Annotated in this window: 15 protein-coding genes; 4 read left to right on the plus strand and 11 right to left on the minus strand. The window is 72.0% G+C overall.

What is annotated here, in order from left to right; translation table 11 throughout:
- Positions 1–92: 92 nt before the first annotated feature.
- The 8 genes from cobT to ABZU99_RS07345 form a co-directional block, all read right to left on the minus strand.
- Entirely contained in the window at positions 93–3,917 is a 3,825-nt protein-coding gene (cobT, locus tag ABZU99_RS07310; protein WP_356043647.1) for a nicotinate-nucleotide--dimethylbenzimidazole phosphoribosyltransferase, read from the minus strand.
- A 280-nt stretch (positions 3,918–4,197) separates the two neighbouring features.
- The gene (gene cbiE / locus ABZU99_RS07315; RefSeq protein ID WP_356043650.1) at positions 4,198–5,448 is read right to left on the minus strand and encodes a precorrin-6y C5,15-methyltransferase (decarboxylating) subunit CbiE; all 1,251 of its coding nucleotides are present in this window, start codon (positions 5,446–5,448) and stop codon (positions 4,198–4,200) included.
- A 327-nt stretch (positions 5,449–5,775) separates the two neighbouring features.
- A complete protein-coding gene (locus tag ABZU99_RS07320) occupies positions 5,776–6,423 on the minus strand; it encodes a GNAT family N-acetyltransferase (RefSeq protein ID WP_355941067.1) in 648 nt (215 codons plus the stop codon).
- 148 nt (positions 6,424–6,571) lie between these two features.
- Positions 6,572–7,390: a MetQ/NlpA family ABC transporter substrate-binding protein gene (locus ABZU99_RS07325; protein WP_356043653.1), complete on the minus strand. Its 819-nt coding sequence runs from the start codon at positions 7,388–7,390 to the stop codon at positions 6,572–6,574.
- A 12-nt stretch (positions 7,391–7,402) separates the two neighbouring features.
- On the minus strand, positions 7,403–8,224 hold the full coding sequence (locus ABZU99_RS07330) for a MetQ/NlpA family ABC transporter substrate-binding protein (protein ID WP_355941063.1): 822 nt from the start codon (positions 8,222–8,224) through the stop codon (positions 7,403–7,405).
- An 88-nt stretch (positions 8,225–8,312) separates the two neighbouring features.
- Positions 8,313–9,092, minus strand: a complete 780-nt coding sequence (locus ABZU99_RS07335; RefSeq protein WP_355941060.1) for a methionine ABC transporter permease — start codon at positions 9,090–9,092, stop codon at positions 8,313–8,315.
- On the minus strand, positions 9,089–10,144 hold the full coding sequence (locus ABZU99_RS07340) for an ATP-binding cassette domain-containing protein (protein WP_355941058.1): 1,056 nt from the start codon (positions 10,142–10,144) through the stop codon (positions 9,089–9,091). The genes ABZU99_RS07335 and ABZU99_RS07340 overlap by 4 nt, the downstream gene beginning before the upstream one ends.
- A gap of 394 nt (positions 10,145–10,538) precedes the next feature.
- The gene (locus tag ABZU99_RS07345) at positions 10,539–11,186 is read right to left on the minus strand and encodes an HAD-IA family hydrolase (protein ID WP_356043657.1); all 648 of its coding nucleotides are present in this window, start codon (positions 11,184–11,186) and stop codon (positions 10,539–10,541) included.
- A 260-nt stretch (positions 11,187–11,446) separates the two neighbouring features.
- Between ABZU99_RS07345 and ABZU99_RS07350 the strand changes: the two genes are divergently transcribed.
- Positions 11,447–11,815, plus strand: coding sequence for a hypothetical protein (locus ABZU99_RS07350; protein ID WP_355941054.1), 369 nt, complete (start codon positions 11,447–11,449; stop codon positions 11,813–11,815).
- 106 nt (positions 11,816–11,921) lie between these two features.
- Positions 11,922–12,281 (plus strand): hypothetical protein, encoded by a 360-nt coding sequence (locus ABZU99_RS07355; RefSeq protein ID WP_355941542.1) that lies wholly within the window; start codon positions 11,922–11,924, stop codon positions 12,279–12,281.
- Between the two features lie 44 nt (positions 12,282–12,325).
- Here the strand turns inward: ABZU99_RS07355 and ABZU99_RS07360 are convergent, their stop codons facing one another.
- From ABZU99_RS07360 to ABZU99_RS07370, 3 genes are all read right to left on the minus strand, one after another.
- Entirely contained in the window at positions 12,326–12,829 is a 504-nt protein-coding gene (locus tag ABZU99_RS07360; protein WP_355941051.1) for a GNAT family N-acetyltransferase, read from the minus strand.
- Positions 12,830–12,949: 120 nt separating this feature from the next.
- Positions 12,950–13,471, minus strand: a complete 522-nt coding sequence (locus ABZU99_RS07365; RefSeq protein WP_355941048.1) for a sigma-70 family RNA polymerase sigma factor — start codon at positions 13,469–13,471, stop codon at positions 12,950–12,952.
- Between the two features lie 110 nt (positions 13,472–13,581).
- A complete protein-coding gene (locus tag ABZU99_RS07370) occupies positions 13,582–14,739 on the minus strand; it encodes a glycerophosphodiester phosphodiesterase (RefSeq protein ID WP_356043660.1) in 1,158 nt (385 codons plus the stop codon).
- Between the two features lie 262 nt (positions 14,740–15,001).
- Between ABZU99_RS07370 and ABZU99_RS07375 the strand changes: the two genes are divergently transcribed.
- Both ABZU99_RS07375 and ABZU99_RS07380 read left to right on the plus strand, forming a co-directional pair.
- On the plus strand, positions 15,002–15,676 hold the full coding sequence (locus tag ABZU99_RS07375) for a lysophospholipid acyltransferase family protein (protein WP_356043663.1): 675 nt from the start codon (positions 15,002–15,004) through the stop codon (positions 15,674–15,676).
- 61 nt (positions 15,677–15,737) lie between these two features.
- Positions 15,738–16,553, plus strand: coding sequence for an alpha/beta hydrolase (locus ABZU99_RS07380; RefSeq protein ID WP_355941042.1), 816 nt, complete (start codon positions 15,738–15,740; stop codon positions 16,551–16,553).
- The last annotated feature ends 387 nt before the right edge of the window (positions 16,554–16,940 follow it).

Here is a 16,940-nt window from a genome sequence, read left to right on the forward strand (position 1 = left end):
CCTCGTGCGTGTGCGCTGCCGCTGCGGCACTGGAGCGGCGAATCACAGTGGGGCATGGCCCCCGCCGATACCCTACGCGGCGGGGGCACCCGTCAGTTCTTCTCCGTGACCCCGGCGGAGTCGAAGGTGGCCACCTCGTGCATCGCGCGCGCGGCGCTCTGCACCACAGGGAGGGCGAGCAGCGCGCCCGTGCCCTCGCCGAGCCGCAGGTCCAGATCGACCAACGGGCGCAGGCCCAGCTTGTTGAGGGCCGCGACGTGGCCCGGCTCCGCGCTGCGGTGGCCGGCGATGCACGCCGCCAGGACCTCGGGCGCGATGGCCCGCGCGACCAGCGCGGCGGCGCCCGCGCTCACCCCGTCCAGGATGACGGGCGTACGAAGTGAGGCGCCGCCCAGGAGGAGACCCACGATCGCGGCGTGTTCCAGACCGCCGAACGCGGCGAGGACGCCGATGGGGTCGGCCGGATCCGGCTGGTGCAGTTCCAGGCCGCGCCGTACGACATCGATCTTGCGGGCGTGCATCTCGTCGTTGATGCCCGTGCCGCGCCCGGTCACCTCTGCCGGGTCGGCGCCGGTGTAGACCGAGACGAGGGCGGCCGAGACGGTGGTGTTGGCGATGCCCATCTCGCCGCTGAGCAGCGCCTTGTTCCCGGCGGCCACCAGATCACGGGCCGTCTCGATGCCCACCTCGATGGCGCGCAGCACCTCCTCGCGGGTGAGCGCGGGGCCGGTGGCGAAGTCGCCGGTGCCCGCCCGCACCTTGCGCGGCAGCAGCCCGGGGGTGCTCGGCAGCTCACTCGCGACGCCCACGTCCACGACGCACACCTCGGCGCCGACCTGGCTCGCGAAGGCGTTGCAGACCGCGCCACCGCCCAGGAAGTTGGCGACCATCTGGCTGGTGACCTCCTGCGGCCACGCGGTGACGCCCTGGGCGTGCACCCCGTGGTCGCCCGCGAAGATCGCGACGGCGGCGGGCTCCGGGATCGGCGGCGGGCACTGCCGGGACAGGCCGCTCAGCTGTGCCGAGATGATCTCCAGCATGCCGAGCGCGCCGGAGGGCTTGGTCATCCGCTTCTGCCGCTCCCACGCCTCGCCGAGCGCCTTGGCGTCCAGCGGGCGGATGCCCTGGAGGGTCTCCTGGAGCAGATTGTGCGGGTCCTCGCCGGGCAGCGCGCGCCGTCCGTACGTCTCCTCGTGGACGACCCAGGCCAGCGGGCGGCGCTTGGACCACCCGGACCGCATCAGCTCGGGCTCCTTGGGGAACTCGTCGACGTATCCGACGCAGAGGTAGGCGACGACCTCCAGATGCTCGGGAAGCCCCAGCTCGCGCACCATCTCGCGCTCGTCGAAGAAGCTGACCCAGCCGACGCCGAGCCCCTCGGCGCGGGCCGCGAGCCAGAGGTTCTCCACGGCGAGCGCGGAGGAGTACGGCGCCATCTGCGGCTGGGTGTGGCGGCCGAGGGTGTGCCGGCCCCCGCGGGTCGGGTCGGCGGTGACGACGATATTGACCGGGGTTTCGAGGATGGCCTCGATCTTCAGTTCCTTGAACTGCTTGGCCCGGCCCTTGGGCAGCGACTTGGCGTATGCGTCGCGCTGACGCATCGCCAGCTCGTGCATGGCGCGCCGGGTCTCCTCCGAGCGGATCACGACGAAGTCCCACGGCTGGGAGTGCCCCACGCTGGGCGCGGTGTGCGCGGCCTCGAGCACCCGCAGCAGCACCTCGTGCGGGATGGGGTCGGACCGGAAGCCGTTACGGATGTCCCGGCGCTCTCGCATCACGCGGTGGACGGCGGCACGCTCCGCGTCGTCGTACGCCTCGGCGGGCGGGTCGGCGGGGAGGACGGGGGCGGGCTCGGCCTCGGCCTCCGCGTCCGTGAATTCGGTGTCCGGGTGGTGTTCGCCGTCCGGGTCGGTGGGCTCGGCTTCGGCCTCAGGCTCGGCGGGCTCGGCCGCCTCGGCGTCGGGGGTTTCGGCGGTCTCGAGGTCGGCTGCCTCGGCCTCCGGGGTCTCCGCCTCGGGGGCCGCGCTCTGGTCCTCGGTGGTCTCGTTCGTGGGGGCCTCTTCCTCAGGGGCGGCTTCCGCTGCCGGAGCCTCTTCTTCGGAGGCGACGGGCTCGGGAGTCTCCTCCTGTGGTGTCACGGGCTCCGCGGTCTCCTCCTCGGCCTCGGCCTCGGCGGTCTCGGGGGCTTCCGGCTCCGGGGCCTCGGCGTCTGCCTCCGGTTCAGGTGCGGCCTCGGCCTCAGGCTCGGCAGCCGCCTGCTCCTGCGGGGCGTCCTCGACGGCCTCTGCCTGCACAGCCTCTTCGGGCGCCGGGGCCTCGGGCGCGGCCTCCGCCTCCGGCTCGCCGGACGCTTCCGGCGCCTCGGGCGCCACCATGGGCTGGGGCGTCTCGTCAGCCACTATCGAGTGGCCCGGGTCCGCGGCGATCGGCTCGGCGGATTCCACGGGACGCTCGTCGGTTTGCTGGGGAGCCTCCTCGACCGGAGCCGGAGCGGGGACCTCGGCGGCGGGAACGTCCGACTCCTCGGCCGTAACGGGCTCCTCCGCGGGCTGCTCCTCCGGCGTGGCCTCCTCGGCGACCGGCTCGGGCTCCTCGGCGACCGGCTCCGGCTCGGCGGCGACCGGCTCAGGTGCCTCGGCGACCGGCTCAGGTGCCTCGGCGACCGGCTCCGGCTCGGCGGCGACCGGCTCAGGTGCCGCGGCGACCGGGTGCGCGATCGGCTCATGGGACATCTGAGCCGGGATCTCCGGGGTGGGCTCCGCGACCGGGGCGGGCTGGGCGTCCTGCTGTCCGGGGGCCGGACCGGGCTGCTGGGCCTGGGCCGGAATGTCGACAGCCGGCGCATCCGTCATGACGGGCGCCCCGGCCTGGGCCGGGATGGTCGCGCCCGCCTGGGCCAGATCCGCGGCCGCCGGGTCCACCGGACCGGGTTCCATCGTGACCGGCTGGGCCTCCGGCGCCTCGGGTTCGGCGGGTGCGGCAGAAGCCGCGGCCTCGGCGGGCACACCGCCGTCCGCCGCCTCGGGCTGCGGGAACGGCTGCGGGCCGGGCACTGCTTCCGCGGGGGTCTCCGGCGGCGCCGGGTCCTCCGCAAGACCGACCGTTTCCTCGGGAGCGGGTACCGGCGCGAGTTCGGGCTGGGCCTGGGGGTGGGTGTCCCAGGCGGCCCCCGCCGGCGGGGCCTCGACGATCTGCGGCACGTTCGCGAACTGCGGCCCGGGGAGCGGGCCGGGGTACTCGGGCTGCGCCGCGAAATACTGCGGCCCCGCCGCGTACTCGGGGGCGGCGCCGTAGTCGGCGCCCGGCGCGTACTCGGCGGCCGCCGGGTATTCCGGACCCGCCACGTACTCGGGTCCGGCCTGAGGTGCGCCCTCGGGCTGGGGCTCGGCGGCGGGCTGTGGCTGGGGCTCGGCCGCGGGCGCCTCCGCCTGGCGTACGGGGGCGGCGTGCCGGCCGGCCGCCGGGCCTCGGTCGGCGAGCGAGCGCACCACGCCGTTGGAGGTGTCGGGCACCGGCGGGCCCATGTGCAGTGGCCGGCGCGCAGGCGCGGACGGCGGGGCCTGCTGCGGGAGGGGCTGGGCAGCCATGGGCTGAGGTTCGGGCATCTGCGTATCGGCGTACCCGGGCGTAGCGGGATCGAGGACGCCCGCCTCGTACACCCCGGACTGGTACTGGGCCTGCTGTTCGCTCCAGGCGCCCTGGGCGCCGGGCATCAGCAGCAGATCGTCCTCTTCGCCGACGGTCTCGTGCGCGTCGAGGTAGGTGTACGGGGCGCCTTGTGGAGCACCGGGCTGTGGCTGCTCGATGTAACCGGCGTCGGCGGGCGGGGCGTGGACATCCGCCGGGTGCGGTTGTCCGAGTCGTCCGCCTGCGTTCTCCGGCTGTCCCTCGCCCGGGACCTGGCCGGTGTCGGTCATGCGTACCCCTCGCCCATCGTCAGTGCTCCTTCCAACCGCCTACCGCCGGGAGCAAGCCCCGTGAGCAAGAACGAGCGTGCGCCGTGCGCGGCACGTAGCACGCCCGAGGCTTGCCTACCGCGGCCCCACCAAGGGAGGGGCATTTTCCCGGCTTTGGCCAAATAAAGCGCCGAACGCCGGGCAGCGGTACAGGCAGTACAACGATCCGCCAGCCTACCCCGCGCGGTGCCGCGAGAAGGTCATGGGGCGAAGAGTCGGGGTGAACGTCACAAGGACATAATCACTGGTGCGGGCGGTGGCCGCAGAGCATGAAGGCGACCGCGCGCTCGCGCTCGGTCCATACGCGGGTGTCCAACTCGACCGATTGCAGCAGGACGCACTCGACGGCGTAGCCGCCGTCCTCCAGTGCCCTGCCGATGGCCTCCGCCTCGTCACGGGTCGCGGCGTGGGTGACGATGCGCTCGGGGCGGCGCGCGGCGCACGCGGCGACGACGGGTGCGCCCCCACCGCCGATGCGCACCACGTCCGGCTCCGGCAGGTCCTCCAGGACCTCGGGCGCGGTGCCGTGGACGGCCTGGAGCTGAACGGCGAAGCGGCGGGCCAGGGTCTCGGTGCGCTCACAGGCGTCCGCGTCCCTGTCGACGGCGATGACGGCGGCGCCGAATCCCGCCGTCTCGACGGCGGCCGCGCCGCTGCCCGCGCCGATGTCCCACACGAGGTCGCCCACGCGGGGTCCGATCCGGGCGAGTTGGGCGGCGCGCAGTTGCTGTGACTCGCTCTCGCCCAGCACGGTCGCGTACGCGGGGGCGGGCAGCGCCCAGCCGCGGACGGGGCCGGGGTAGCCGGGGTCGCGCCCGGCGATCCAGCCGCCGCTCTGCAGGGCGCCGCGCGCGGCGCCGGTCGCCGGGCCGCTGCGGACGGCGGCCCCGGATCCGCCGATGACGATGACGACGTTGGGGTCGCGCCAGGCGTGGTCGGCGGCCTTGTCGGAGGTCAGTACGGTCACCTGCTCGCGCTCGGTGCCCAGGGCCTCGCAGATGACGAAGGTGCGGTGCACCGGGCCGAGCAGCAGTGCCAGTTCCGCGGGTCCGGCGCCCGGCGAGGTGAGCACGGCGACCTTGGGGTGGGCGCGGCAGACGTTGACGGCGCGGCGCAGATCGCGGCTGTGCGCGACGACGACCTGGGCGTCGTCCCAGGGCATCCCGGCGCGGGCGAACGCGGCGGCGACGGAGGAGACGGCGGGGACGACCTCGACCTCCAGGCCGTGCTCGGGTGCCCGCAGGGCCCGTACGACGCCGAAGAAGCCGGGGTCGCCGTCGGCCAGGACCACCGCGGAGCCGCGGTGCTGGGCGATCCGGCGGGCGGCGAGGTCCACACTGCCGAGCCGGATCCGCTCGGCGCCGGGCGGGACTTCGGGCAGCGCCAGGTGGTGGGCGGCGCCCGCCACGAGGGTGGCCGCGCCGAGGGCGGAGCGAGCCACGTCCGTGAGCGCGGAGCCGTCCCAACCGATCACCGTGACGCGGTCGGCCATCGTCCTTCGTCTCCCAATGTGTCGCAGGTCGGGTGTTACCGGGTGGATCGGGTACCGCAGGTGATCGCGGGGTGTGCTCGCGAGGGGTTCGCGGGCCCGTCGCGGGCGTTGCGCCACGGCTATGCCTATGGCGGCCCGGGGCGGCCGGGGCGCGGGTGCTCAGGCTCCGTGAGATTACCCCGCCTGGTCCGGACCGCCGGAGCGGGGGCGGGGGCGGGGGTGGTGCGCCGGGGCGCGACGGGCCCGGGGGCGCCGGGCATCAGCCTCGGCCGTCCGCCGCGCCAGGTGTGTCGGCCGTGGTCGTCGGGTGTTTCCCGAGTCGGCGTGTCAGCCCCAGCCGGAGTACGTGGGGTAGACGTTGAAGCCCTCGGGCTCGGCCATCCGGCCGGGGACGCCGTCGAGGTCCTCGGCGAGCAGGCTCCAGACGATGAGGTCGGTGCGCAGATCTGTCCAGCCGCCGTCCTCCGTCTGGGTGCGGGCTATCCCGGCGTTGCGCAGCACTCCCTCGCTGACGCAGCCGATCTTCTGGGCGACCTGCTGGGAGGCGGTGTTGTTGGCGGCCGTGCGCAGTTCGAGCCGCTCGAACTTCTGGTCCTGGAAGAGCCAGCGGGCGACGGCCAGCACCGACTCCGAGGCATAGCCCTCGCCGCGCGCCCAGGGGGCGGTGATGTAGCTGGCCTCGGTGGCCAGTACCTGCCAGTCGGTATTGCGCAGATGGACGATTCCGACGAGCCGCTGGGTGAGGAATTCGGCGACCGCGAAGACGATTCCGCGCCCCATGGTCCGTTCGGCCGGGGCGAGCCGCAGCGCCTGGTCGCGGGCGTCGCGCGGGCTGTACGGATGGGGCGCCCTGGTCCAGGCGATGACGAGCTCGTCGTTCATCATGTCCGCGAGCGCCGGCACGTCCGCTTCCTCGAACGGGCGCAGCACCAGCCGTTCAGTGCTGATGGAGATGTCCGGGAAAGTGGATGTCATGCGCCGCTCCGTAACCGGGGTGGTCGTGTCTGGGCTGTAGAGACGCCCAGCATGCAGCATCAGCCAGGGGAAACGCAGCACGGGGGGGCCAAGCGGAAGGCTCCGCATCCGGTTGTGGACCGGATGCGGAGCCGTGTGGATCCGTGGGCTAACCGCCGGCGACCGGCAGGACGGAGCCCTGGTACTTGTCCTTGATGAACCCGCGCACCTGGGGGGAGGTGAGGAGCCCCGCGAGCTTCTTCACCCGGGGATCGTCCTCATCGCCCTTTTTGACGGCGAGCACATTGGCGTATTCATTTCCCTTCACCGACTCCAGCAGCACTGAGTCCTTCGCCGGGTCGAGCCCGGCGTCGAGCGCGTAATTGCTGTTGATGACGGCCGCGTCCAGATCGTCGAGGGAGCGCGGCAGCTGGGCGGGCTCCAGCTCCTTGAAGGTGAGCCTCTTCGGGTTGGAGGTGATGTCGGCGGGGCTCGCGGTGACTCCGGCCCCCTTCTTCAACCCGATGAGGCCCTTGTCCGCCAGGAGCCGCAGCGCCCGCCCCTCGTTGGTGAGCTCGTTGGGCACCGCGACGGTCGCGCCGCTCCTGAGGTCGGAGATGTCCTTGACCTTCTTGGAGTACGCACCCATGGGGGGCAGATACGCGTCCACGACGGGCACCAGGCCGGTGCCCTTGGTCTTGTTGAAGTTATCCAGGAACGGGACGTTCTGGTACAGGTTGGCGTCGAGCGAGCCCTCCTGGAGGGCGGTGTTCGGCAGGACGTAGTCCGTGAACTCCTTGACCTCCAGCTTGAGCCCGGCCTTGTCCGCCAGGTTCTTCTTGACGTAGGCGAGCACTTCACCGGCCGGGACGGCGGTCGCCCCGACGACGAGCGTGTCGTCGCCGGAGCCACCGCCCGAGCCCGCTCCGCACCCGGTCAGTCCGAGGGCGAGTGCCGCCGCCGCGAGGGGAAACGCGATCTGGCGCATGATGTCGCCACCTCAGAAGGACGGGAGGACGGAGCCGGCGTACTTGTCCTTGATGAACTTCTTCACCTGGGGAGAGGTGAGCAGCTTGGCGAGCTTCTTTACACGCGGGTCGTCCTCGTTGCCCTTCTTCACGGCCAGGAAGTTGCCGTACGGGTTGTTCTCGGGCGACTCCAGGACCAGGGCGTCCTTGGCGGGCTTGAGGTCCGACTCGATGGCGTAGTTGCCGTTGATGACCGCGGCGTCCACGTCGTCGAGGGAGCGCGGCAGCTGCGCGGCCTCCAGCTCCTTGAACTTCAGGCCCTTGGGGTTGGCGGCGATGTCCTTCGGGGTGGCCTCGTTGCCGACGCCGCCCTTGAGCTTGATGACGCCGTTGGCGTCCAGCAGCTTCAGCGCGCGGGCCTCGTTCACCGTGTCGCTCGGGACGGCCACGGTGGCGCCCTTCTTGAGGTCGTCGGCCTTCTTCACCTTGTGCGAGTACAGGCCGAGCGGCTCCAGGTGCACCGTGACGACGGGCACGATGTCCGTGCCCTTCTTCTTGTTGAAGTCGTCCAGGAACGGCTGGTTCTGGAAGTAGTTGGCACCGACCGAGCCGTCCTGGGTGGAGAGGTTCGGCGTGTTGTAGTCGGTGAACTCCTTGACCTCGAGCTTGAGGCCCGCCTTCTTCGCCAGGTGGTCCTTGACGTAGGTGAGTATCTCCGCGTGCGGAACGGGGCTCGCGGCGACGACGAGCGCGCCATCCTTGCTGCCCGAGGAGCCCGGGCCGCAGGCCGCGGCCCCGAGAGCGAGAGCGCCGGCGGCGAGGACGGTGGTGACGGTCTTGGTGGTGTTACGCACGAAAAGTGCCTTTCTTCAGGGGCGTACGAATCCGCTGGGGGTGCGGATGCGGACATGCGGGGGGTGTGTCGGGGCTGGGGCGTCGGGCTCAGGGGACCTTGGTCAGCTCCACGGACTCGACGTCGGCGGGTTCGGCGTCCGCCGGGGCGGACTTCCCGGTCCGCGCCGCGCCGCCGCGCAGCAGCACCAGCCGGGGGGCGGCCGAGGAGCGGCCGCGGTGCGACAGACCGCGGGCGGCGAGGTCGCCCGCGAACTGGATGACGGAGATGACCACCGCGAGAATGGCGACCGTGATCCACATCAGCTGGGTCTCGAACCGCTGGTAGCCATACCGGATGGCGAGGTCACCAAGGCCGCCCGCGCCGACCGTGCCGGCCATGGCCGAGTAGCCGATGAGCGCGACGATCGTGGTGGTGGCGCTGGAGATCAGCGAGGGCAGCGCCTCGGGCAGCAGCGCCTTGCGGACGACGGTCCAGGTGGAGCCGCCCATCGACTGCACGGCCTCGACGAGCCCGCCGTCCACTTCGCGCACCGAGGTCTCCACGAGTCGCGCGAAGAAGGGGATGGCGCCGATCGCCAGGGGCACGATCGCGGCCTCGGGGCCGATGGTGGTGCCCACGATCAAACGGGTGAAGGAGATCAGCGCGACCATGAGGATGATGAACGGCAGCGAGCGCGCGATATTGACCACCTGGCCGACGACCTTGTTCACGACCACGTTCTGCAGGATGCCGCCACGGTCGGTGAGTACCAGCAGCACCCCGAGCGGCAGTCCGCCGACGACGGCGATCAGCGCCGACCAGCCGACCATGTAGAGCGTGTCCCAACAGGCCTGCTCCAGCAGGGGCTCCATCTCGGACCAGGTCACTTGGCGCCCTCCTTGAGCAGCGGTGTCGCGTTCACGCGCGGGCCGTCGGCGACGGCGGCCACATCGACCTGGAGCCCCTGCTCGCGCAGGAAGCCGATCGGTACGACGTTCTCCTCGAACCGACCGGGCAGCTCGATCCGCATCCGTCCGACCTGGTGGCCGCCGACGGTGTCCATCGCGGCGCCCAGGATCGAGATGTCGATGTTGTAGGTACGGGACAGCTGGGAGATGACCGGCTTGGCGGCCGCCTCGCCCTGGAAGGTGACGTCCACCACGGTGCGGTCGTCGGCCGAGGGCACCCCGCCGACCGGGAACAGCTCCTGCGCCAGCTCGGAGCCGGGCGTGGCCAGCAGGTCGGCGACCCGCCCGGACTCCACGATCCGCCCGCCGCGCATCAGCGCCGCCGAGTCGCAGATCGTCTTGACGACGTCCATCTCGTGGGTGATCAGCAGCACGGTCAGGCCGAGCTGCTGGTTCAGGTCGCGCAGCAGCTGGAGGATCGAGCGGGTGGTCTCGGGGTCGAGCGCGGAGGTCGCCTCGTCCGACAGCAGCACCTTGGGGTCGCCCGCGAGCGCCCGGGCGATGCCGACGCGCTGCTTTTGGCCGCCGGACAGCTGGGCCGGGTACGCCCGCGCCTGGTCGGCCAGGCCCACCAGGTCCAGCAGCTCCAGGGCCTTGCGGGTGCGCTCCTTGCCCGAGACGCCGAGGATCTCCAGCGGCAGCTCGACGTTGTCCCGCACGGTGCGCGAGGACAGCAGGTTGAAGTGCTGGAACACCATGCCGATCCGGCTGCGCGCCTGGCGCAGCGCGGATCCGGCGCGATGGCCGCGCCCGGCGAGCGCGGTGAGGTCCTGGCCCGCCACGGAGACCGTGCCGGAGGTGGGGCGCTCAAGGAGGTTGACGCAGCGGATGAGGGTCGACTTTCCGGCGCCGCTCTGACCGACGACGCCGTACACCTCGCCCTCACGGACATGCAGATCGACGCCGTCGAGGGCGGTGACCTCGCGGCCTCGTGAGCGGTAGACCTTGGTCAGGTCCGTAGTGGTGATCACAGGGTTTCCGTCACTGTTGAGTGCGCGGCGGTGGGTGCCACCGGGCACGGTTCGTTCATTGCGGAACGCGGCAGGGCGGACCGGAGGGGGTGCGCGGCGTGTGGGCGCGGCTTCGGGTCCGGTGACGCGGGGCGGCGCGGTCCGGCGAACGGACACGCGGCGCTTCCGGCTCAGCGGGTCTCGCTTCGGGGCGCGAGGCTCAGGCAGGGGCCCTCAGCGGTCACACATTCGACACAGACAACGAGCACCGGGCGTGTGGTCCGCCTCGGTCGCAGGGGTGCGGCAGCTCGTCGTGGTCATGGCGGCAAGTAAACCAGACACCCGTACGGACCGATCAACCCTGTCCGCATAGCGGACAGTGGTGACCAGTCCGTGGATGGTCGCGGCGAGTGGCTCAGACCCCCGCGGTGATCTCCACTCCCCCGTCGACGGCCCGTGCCGACACGGCCGACAGGTCCTCGACCACGACATCGGCGACCAGCTCGTCGCGGCTCATCGTTGTGGTCAACGCCACGGTCCGCATTCCGGCCGCCCGGGCCGCCGCCAGCCCTGCCGGAGCGTCCTCGAAGACGACACAGCGGGCCGGGTCGACCCCCAGCCGCTCGGCGGCCAGCAGAAACGGCTCGGGGTCGGGCTTGCCCCGGGTGATGTCGTCCGCGGTGATCAGCGTCCGCGGGCGTATGTCCACCTCGGCCAGGCGGGCCTCGGCCAGCCGGCGATTGGCGGAGGTCACCACGGCCCAGCGCTCGGCGGGCAGCGACTCCAGCAGCTCGGCCGTGCCGGGGAGCAGCTTCACCCCGCCGGGCACGTCCTCGACCTCCAGCTCGTCGATGCGCGCACGGGCCCGCGCGACCCGGTCGGCGGGCAGCAGGTCGCCGATGATGTCGTTGGCCGGGCGGCCGTGCAGCTCGACCTCGGCGAAGACCTCCGCGGGGATGCCGTGCTCCCCCGCCCATTGGGTCCAGCAGCGCAGGACGGACTCCATGGAGGAAACGAGGGTTCCGTCGTTGTCGAACAGCAGCGCGTCAGCGGAGATCTTCATGACGCGCAGCGTACGTGGGGCCATATTTTTCGGGTCGCTCGCCTCCGGGCGCTCGGACCCGGGTGCCGACGGGCCTCGTCGCGCGGTCGCTCGTTCCTCGCTCCCTCCTCCTCAGCCCTTTCGGCACCGGCGCGCCCTTTGGCGCTCCCCGTCGGGGCCGATCGCAACGCGGTCATTCGGGCCGATTACAGTCGTCTCATGCTTGTCACCCCCTGTGTGCGCCGCCCCCGTGTGCGCCGCCGCACCGCGCGGAGGTTCCGTTGATCGACGCGCTGACCCTCGCGCTCGGTGTGACCGCCCTTCTGCTCGCCGCCTGGTGCGGTTTCGCCGCCTACCGCGACCAGCCCACCAAGGACTGGCACTTCCTCGGCATGGCCGTGGTGGCCCTGCTGGCGATCGTGCAGCTGGTCATAGGGATCGTGCGGCTGGCGGCCGGGGACGACCCGGACCAGGGTGTGGCGATCTTCGTGGCCTATTTGATCGGGTCCGCGCTCGCGGTGCCGATCGCGGCGTTCATGTCGCTGGCGGAGCGGACCCGTTGGGGGTCGGCGACGGTCGCCGCGGCGGCCGTGGTGCTGGCCGTGCTCGAAGTGCGGCTCTACGACATCTGGGGAGGCATCGGTGGCTGAGCCCACTCCGGAATCCACGCCGGAATCCACGCCGGAATCCACGCCGGGATCCACTCCGCAATCCGCGACGGCGGAACACACCGGGCTCGGCCAGGGCCCCGGGCGGCTGCTGGTGATGCTCTACGGGGTGTTCACCGTCGCGGCCGCGTCCCGCTCGGTCTACCAGCTGATCGCCCAGTACCACGAGGCCCCGCTCGCCTACATCCTCTCGGCGGTCTCCGCCGTGGTGTACGCCTTCATCACGGTCGCGCTGGTGCGCGGCGGAGAGGGCGCACGCAAGGCGGCGATGGTGTGCTGCGCGGCGGAGCTGCTGGGCGTGCTGACCGTCGGCACCTGGACGCTGCTGGAACCGTCCGCCTTCCCCGACCAGACGGTGTGGTCGGACTACGGCATGGGCTATCTGTTCATCCCGATCTTCCTGCCGGTCACCGGGCTGATCTGGCTGCGGAAAGCCCGCCGGGACTGATCCCGGCGGGCTTGCGCCGCGTCACGCCCGGGCGAGCGGCGACGTCAGGCACTTGCCGCGTACGCCGACGCGCTCGCGTCCTTCTCCAGTGTCACCAGGGACAGCCGGCGGTTGACCTCCTCCGTGCCGACCTGGGCGTAGCCGTACTTGCGGTACAGCCGCAGATTGCCCTCGCTGCGGTGGCCGGTGAACAGCCGGTACCGCTTGGCGGCCCGCTCCTCCGTCAGCCGCTCCTCGATCGCCGCGAGCAGCCGCCCGCCCAGGCCGTGCCGCTGCATCCGCGGGTGCACGATCAGCTTGGCGATCGAGGCGGTGCCCTTGTCGTCGACGATGCCGCGGACCGAGCCGACGACCTCCTCGCCGAGCCGGGCCACGAGCACACAGCCCTCGCCCAGTTCGGCGCGCAGGTCGTCGAGCGACTGCGTCAGCGGTTCGATCGCGTAGTCCCCGTAGAGTTCGGCCTCGCCCTGATAGCACAGATACTGCAGCTTGAGGATCTGCTCGGCGTCGTCCGCGGTCGCCGCGGAGATGGTCACGCTCATGCCCATGTGCGCATGCCTCCCCTGTTCTCGGTCCGCCGGCCGCGTCGAGGGTGAGGGGGCGACCGGGGTTCATGGCCTGGGTGGAGACGTCACGTGGTCCACGTCCGTCTCCGAGGCGCCGATTGTCTAACGCTCCTCTCCCCATCGTTCAGGAGCCGCAATCTCCGCCGCGAGCATTCTGCGCAGGCAACCAAGACATCGGGAACGAACCGGCCCCAGACTGCCCTGTGAGATACCCAACTCGCCCGCGATCTCGCGGTAGGTCGGGTCCGCGCGGGAGAGCATCGCCGCCAGCAGCCGGGGGCAGCGGCCCGGGAGCCGGCGCACCGCGGCGCGCAGCGTCCGGCGGGTCTCGGCGATGAGCACGGCGTGCTCGGCGGGGCGCGGCTCGGGTCCGCCGGCCGGGCCGTCGCCCATCGGGTCGTACGGCACCTCGCGGCGCGCCCGGCGTCTGGCCCCGCGCACCTCGGCGCGTACGGCGCCGCGCAGCCAGCGGGCGGGGTGGGGCGGCGGGCCGGTGTCACGGGTGCGTTCGAGCAGCCGTAACCAGACCGCCTGTTCGAGCTCGGCGGGTTCGACGCCCACACCGTGCGCCTCGGCCGCGGCCTCGGCCGCCAGCAGCGGGCCCAGTTGCTTCACAAGGTCCATGCCGGGCGGGACGAGGCCGGGGGGCGGGGCGGTTGCCCCTCCCGCGCGCTCTCACCCGACCGGGTAGCGCCGGGACGGGCCTTGACTGCGGCCGTCCCGGCGGTGCCGGCTCAGTCGCCCTTGCGGAAGTCCTCCCGCGCGAGGAGGGCGGTGTCCGCGTTGTCGGAGAAGATTCCGTCGATGCCGGTCGCGAAGTACGCCTTGAACGCACCGAAGGCGTCACCGTAGGCATTGGGATCGGTCCCACGGCGGAAGTCGGCGGGCAGGAAGGTGTTCTCGTTGCGCATGGTGTACGGGTGGAGGATCAGCCCCGCCGCATGCGCGTCCCTGACCACACTGGTCGGCTTCCCGAGCTTGCCGTCGGAGGTCCGCGGGATGATCACCGACAGATCGGGGCCGATGCCCTGGGCGAAGCTCGCGATCCACTTGAGCCCCTCGGGCTTGACGAGGTCCGCGACCGTACGGGGGTCGTTCGCCTCGACGAAGTCATAGGGCCGGCTGCTGAGGGTGGACAACAGCACGACCGCCGGGGTGGCGACCAGCTCGCGCAGCCGCTGGATGCTGCTCGGTTCGAAGGACTGCAGGAAGAGCGCCGAGTCCTTCTTGTGGCGGCCGTACTTCCGCAGGAGCTTGGCCAGCGGCTCCTCGAGACCGAGCCCGAGCTTGCGGAAGTAGGTGGGGTGCTTGGTCTCGACGTACAGCCAGACGCGGCGGCCCCGCTCGCGGCCCTCGCGCTCGGCCCACTGGAGCACCTCTTCGAAGGTGGGCACCTCCCAGCGGCCGTCGTAGAGGGTGTTGCGCTGGCGGGTGCCCGGAATGCGCTCCTTCGCCCGCAGTGTCTTCAGCTCGGCGAGCGTGAAGTCCTCGGTGAACCAGCCGGTCAGCTTGGTGCCGTCGACCGTCTTGGTGGTCTTGCGGTCGGCGAACTCCGGGTGCGAGGAGACATCCGTGGTGGCCGTGATGTCGTTCTCGTGGCGGCAGACCAGATGACCGTCCTTGGTGGGGACGAGATCCTGTTCGATGATGTCCGCGCCCATGTCCAGCGCGAGCTGGTAGGAGCCGAAGGTGTGCTCGGGCCGGTAGCCGCTGGCGCCGCGGTGGCCGATCACGGTGGGCACCGGCAGCTCATGGCCCCGGCCGGACGTCGCGCCGGCCGCACCCGGGCCCGCGGCCGCCGCCGTGCCGGCACCGCCCAGCGCCACCGCTCCCGCACCGAGGGCCGCGACCCCCAGCACGGCACGCCGCCCGGGCTGTTGCTCCCGCTCCATGAGCACTCCTCGCTCTGGTGGTGTCAACACCTGTCAAAAGCTGTCACAGACGGCCCGATGGTAGGCGTGAGCCCCTTGCGGAGGGGAGACGTCGGACGAAACGGCGGGGAAACGCACATCGACACTGCGTACCAGGTGGGTGAGCCCGGTGTGCGCGGGGGCGCAACCGGCGAGTATCGTCATCATCTGCGCCAGTGTGCGGTATGGGATTGACGGACCGTACGCCGGACGCTCCAGACCATGACCCCGACCGGAGGGCCCGTTGTCCCGATTCGCGTTTCTGAAGGCAGTACTCGGTCCGCTGATGCGCCTGATGTTCCGCCCACGGGTCGAGGGGGCCGAGGGCATTCCGGGCTCGGGCCCGGTGATCCTCGCCGGGAACCATCTCACCTTCATCGACTCGATGATCCTCCCGCTGGTCTGCGACCGTCAGGTCGTCTTCATCGGCAAGGACGAGTATGTGACGGGCAAGGGGCTCAAGGGCCGGCTGATGGCCTGGTTCTTCACCGGCGTCGGCATGATCCCGGTGGACCGGGACGGCGGGCGCGGCGGGGTCGCCGCCCTGATGACCGGTCGGCGGGTGCTCGAAGAGGGCAAGGTCTTCGGCATCTACCCCGAAGGTACTCGCTCCCCCGACGGCCGGCTCTACCGTGGCCGCACCGGTATCGCCCGGCTCGCGCTGATGACCGGCGCCCCCGTGGTGCCGTTCGCGATGATCGGCACCGACCGGATCCAGCCGGGCGGCAAGGGGCTGCCGCGGCCGGGCCGGGTGCGGGTGCGGTTCGGCGAGCCGCTGGAGTTCACCCGCTACGAGGGCATGGACCGCGACCGCTATGTACTGCGGGCGGTCACCGACGAGGTGATGAGCGAGGTCATGCGACTCTCCGGCCAGGAGTATGTGGACATGTACGCCACCAAGGCGAAGGCCGCCGCCTGACCTTCGAACGGCAGTTGCTACCCGCTGGTCACCAGCGGATCCTGCCACTAGGGTGCGGCGGGTGACCACGACGATCGTGCCTTCCCCCGACTTCGTCTCCCTGCGGGGCCGGCGGTTCGCCGTCACCGACTTCGGCGGGCCGGGCACCCCGGTTCTCGCCCTCCACGGCCACTTCGGCCGGGGGCGGATGTACGCACCCCTGGCCGCCGCCATCGCCCCCGCCCGGCGCCTGATCGCCCTCGATCAGCGGGGCCACGGGCTGACCGGCGGCGGCGGACCGTTCACCCTGGACGAGTACGTCGCCGACGCCGCCGCCCTGCTGCGCGAGCTGCGTCTGGGACCGGTCCCGGTCGTCGCCCACTCCACCGGCGGGGTCGCCGCGTACGCGCTCGCCGCCCGCCACCCGGATCTGGTCAGCGCGCTCGTCATCGAGGACGTCGGCGCCGTCACGGACCGCCCGGTGGTCAACCACCCCGTGCTCGATGTCTCCTCCTGGCCGACCTGGGCGGCCGACCGGGAGCATCTGCGCGCCGAGATCGAGTCCCGGGGCATCCCAGACGCCTCGCACTTCCTGGACAGCGCCGAGCCGGACCGCCGAGCGGGCGGCTGGCGACTTCTGTTCGAACCGTCCCACATGATGGCGTCCCAGCAGGCGATGTGCGGGGACTTCTGGAACGACTGGCTGGGCTCCTCCTGCCCCGCGCTGCTGATGCGCGGTGAGCACAGCTCGCTGCTGCCCCCCGGCCACGCCCATGAGATGGCGACCCGTCGGCCGAACACCACGCTGCGCGAGTTCGCGGGCTGCGGGCACTGGATCCACGACGACGCCCCTAAGGAGTTCGCGTGGGCGGTCCGTAGGTTCTTGGACGCGCTGTAGTCCCGCGCTTCCCCCCGTCCCCCCGTCCCCCCGGCACGCCCTCCGGGCGTGGCGTCAATCGCCAGCCGGGCTGGAGGGGGCTGATGCGAGCCCATGCCTGACCGCCGCCGAATGTGCCGGCCCGCCGGGGCCGGCGGGGCCAGGGCTCCATCGGCCCTGAGCCCTCAGCGCCAAGGCAGCCCGGAGCGGTGGCGCCAGTACGTTTCGGCGGGTTCGGCCAGGTCCTCCAACAACCGGCCCTGAGCCCTCAGCGCCAAGGCAGCCCGGAGCGGTGGCGCCAGTACGTTTCAGCGGGTTCGGCCAGGTCCTCCAACAACCGGCCCTGAGCCCTCAGCGCCAAGGCAGCCCGGAGCGGTGGCGCCAGTACGTTTCAGCGGGTTCGGCCAG

Source organism: Streptomyces sp. NPDC005266, assembly GCF_040607655.1.
In the GTDB taxonomy this organism is placed as follows: domain Bacteria; phylum Actinomycetota; class Actinomycetes; order Streptomycetales; family Streptomycetaceae; genus Streptomyces.

Coding starts and splice junctions, on each gene's coding strand:
- cobT (WP_356043647.1), bottom strand. CDS start 3,917: ATGACCGACACCGGCCAGGTCCCGGGCGAGGGACAGCCGGAGAACGCA.
- cbiE (WP_356043650.1), bottom strand. CDS start 5,448: ATGGCCGACCGCGTCACGGTGATCGGTTGGGACGGCTCCGCGCTCACG.
- ABZU99_RS07320 (WP_355941067.1), bottom strand. CDS start 6,423: ATGACATCCACTTTCCCGGACATCTCCATCAGCACTGAACGGCTGGTG.
- ABZU99_RS07325 (WP_356043653.1), bottom strand. CDS start 7,390: ATGCGCCAGATCGCGTTTCCCCTCGCGGCGGCGGCACTCGCCCTCGGA.
- ABZU99_RS07345 (WP_356043657.1), bottom strand. CDS start 11,186: ATGAAGATCTCCGCTGACGCGCTGCTGTTCGACAACGACGGAACCCTC.
- ABZU99_RS07360 (WP_355941051.1), bottom strand. CDS start 12,829: ATGGGCATGAGCGTGACCATCTCCGCGGCGACCGCGGACGACGCCGAG.
- ABZU99_RS07365 (WP_355941048.1), bottom strand. CDS start 13,471: ATGGACCTTGTGAAGCAACTGGGCCCGCTGCTGGCGGCCGAGGCCGCG.
- ABZU99_RS07370 (WP_356043660.1), bottom strand. CDS start 14,739: ATGGAGCGGGAGCAACAGCCCGGGCGGCGTGCCGTGCTGGGGGTCGCG.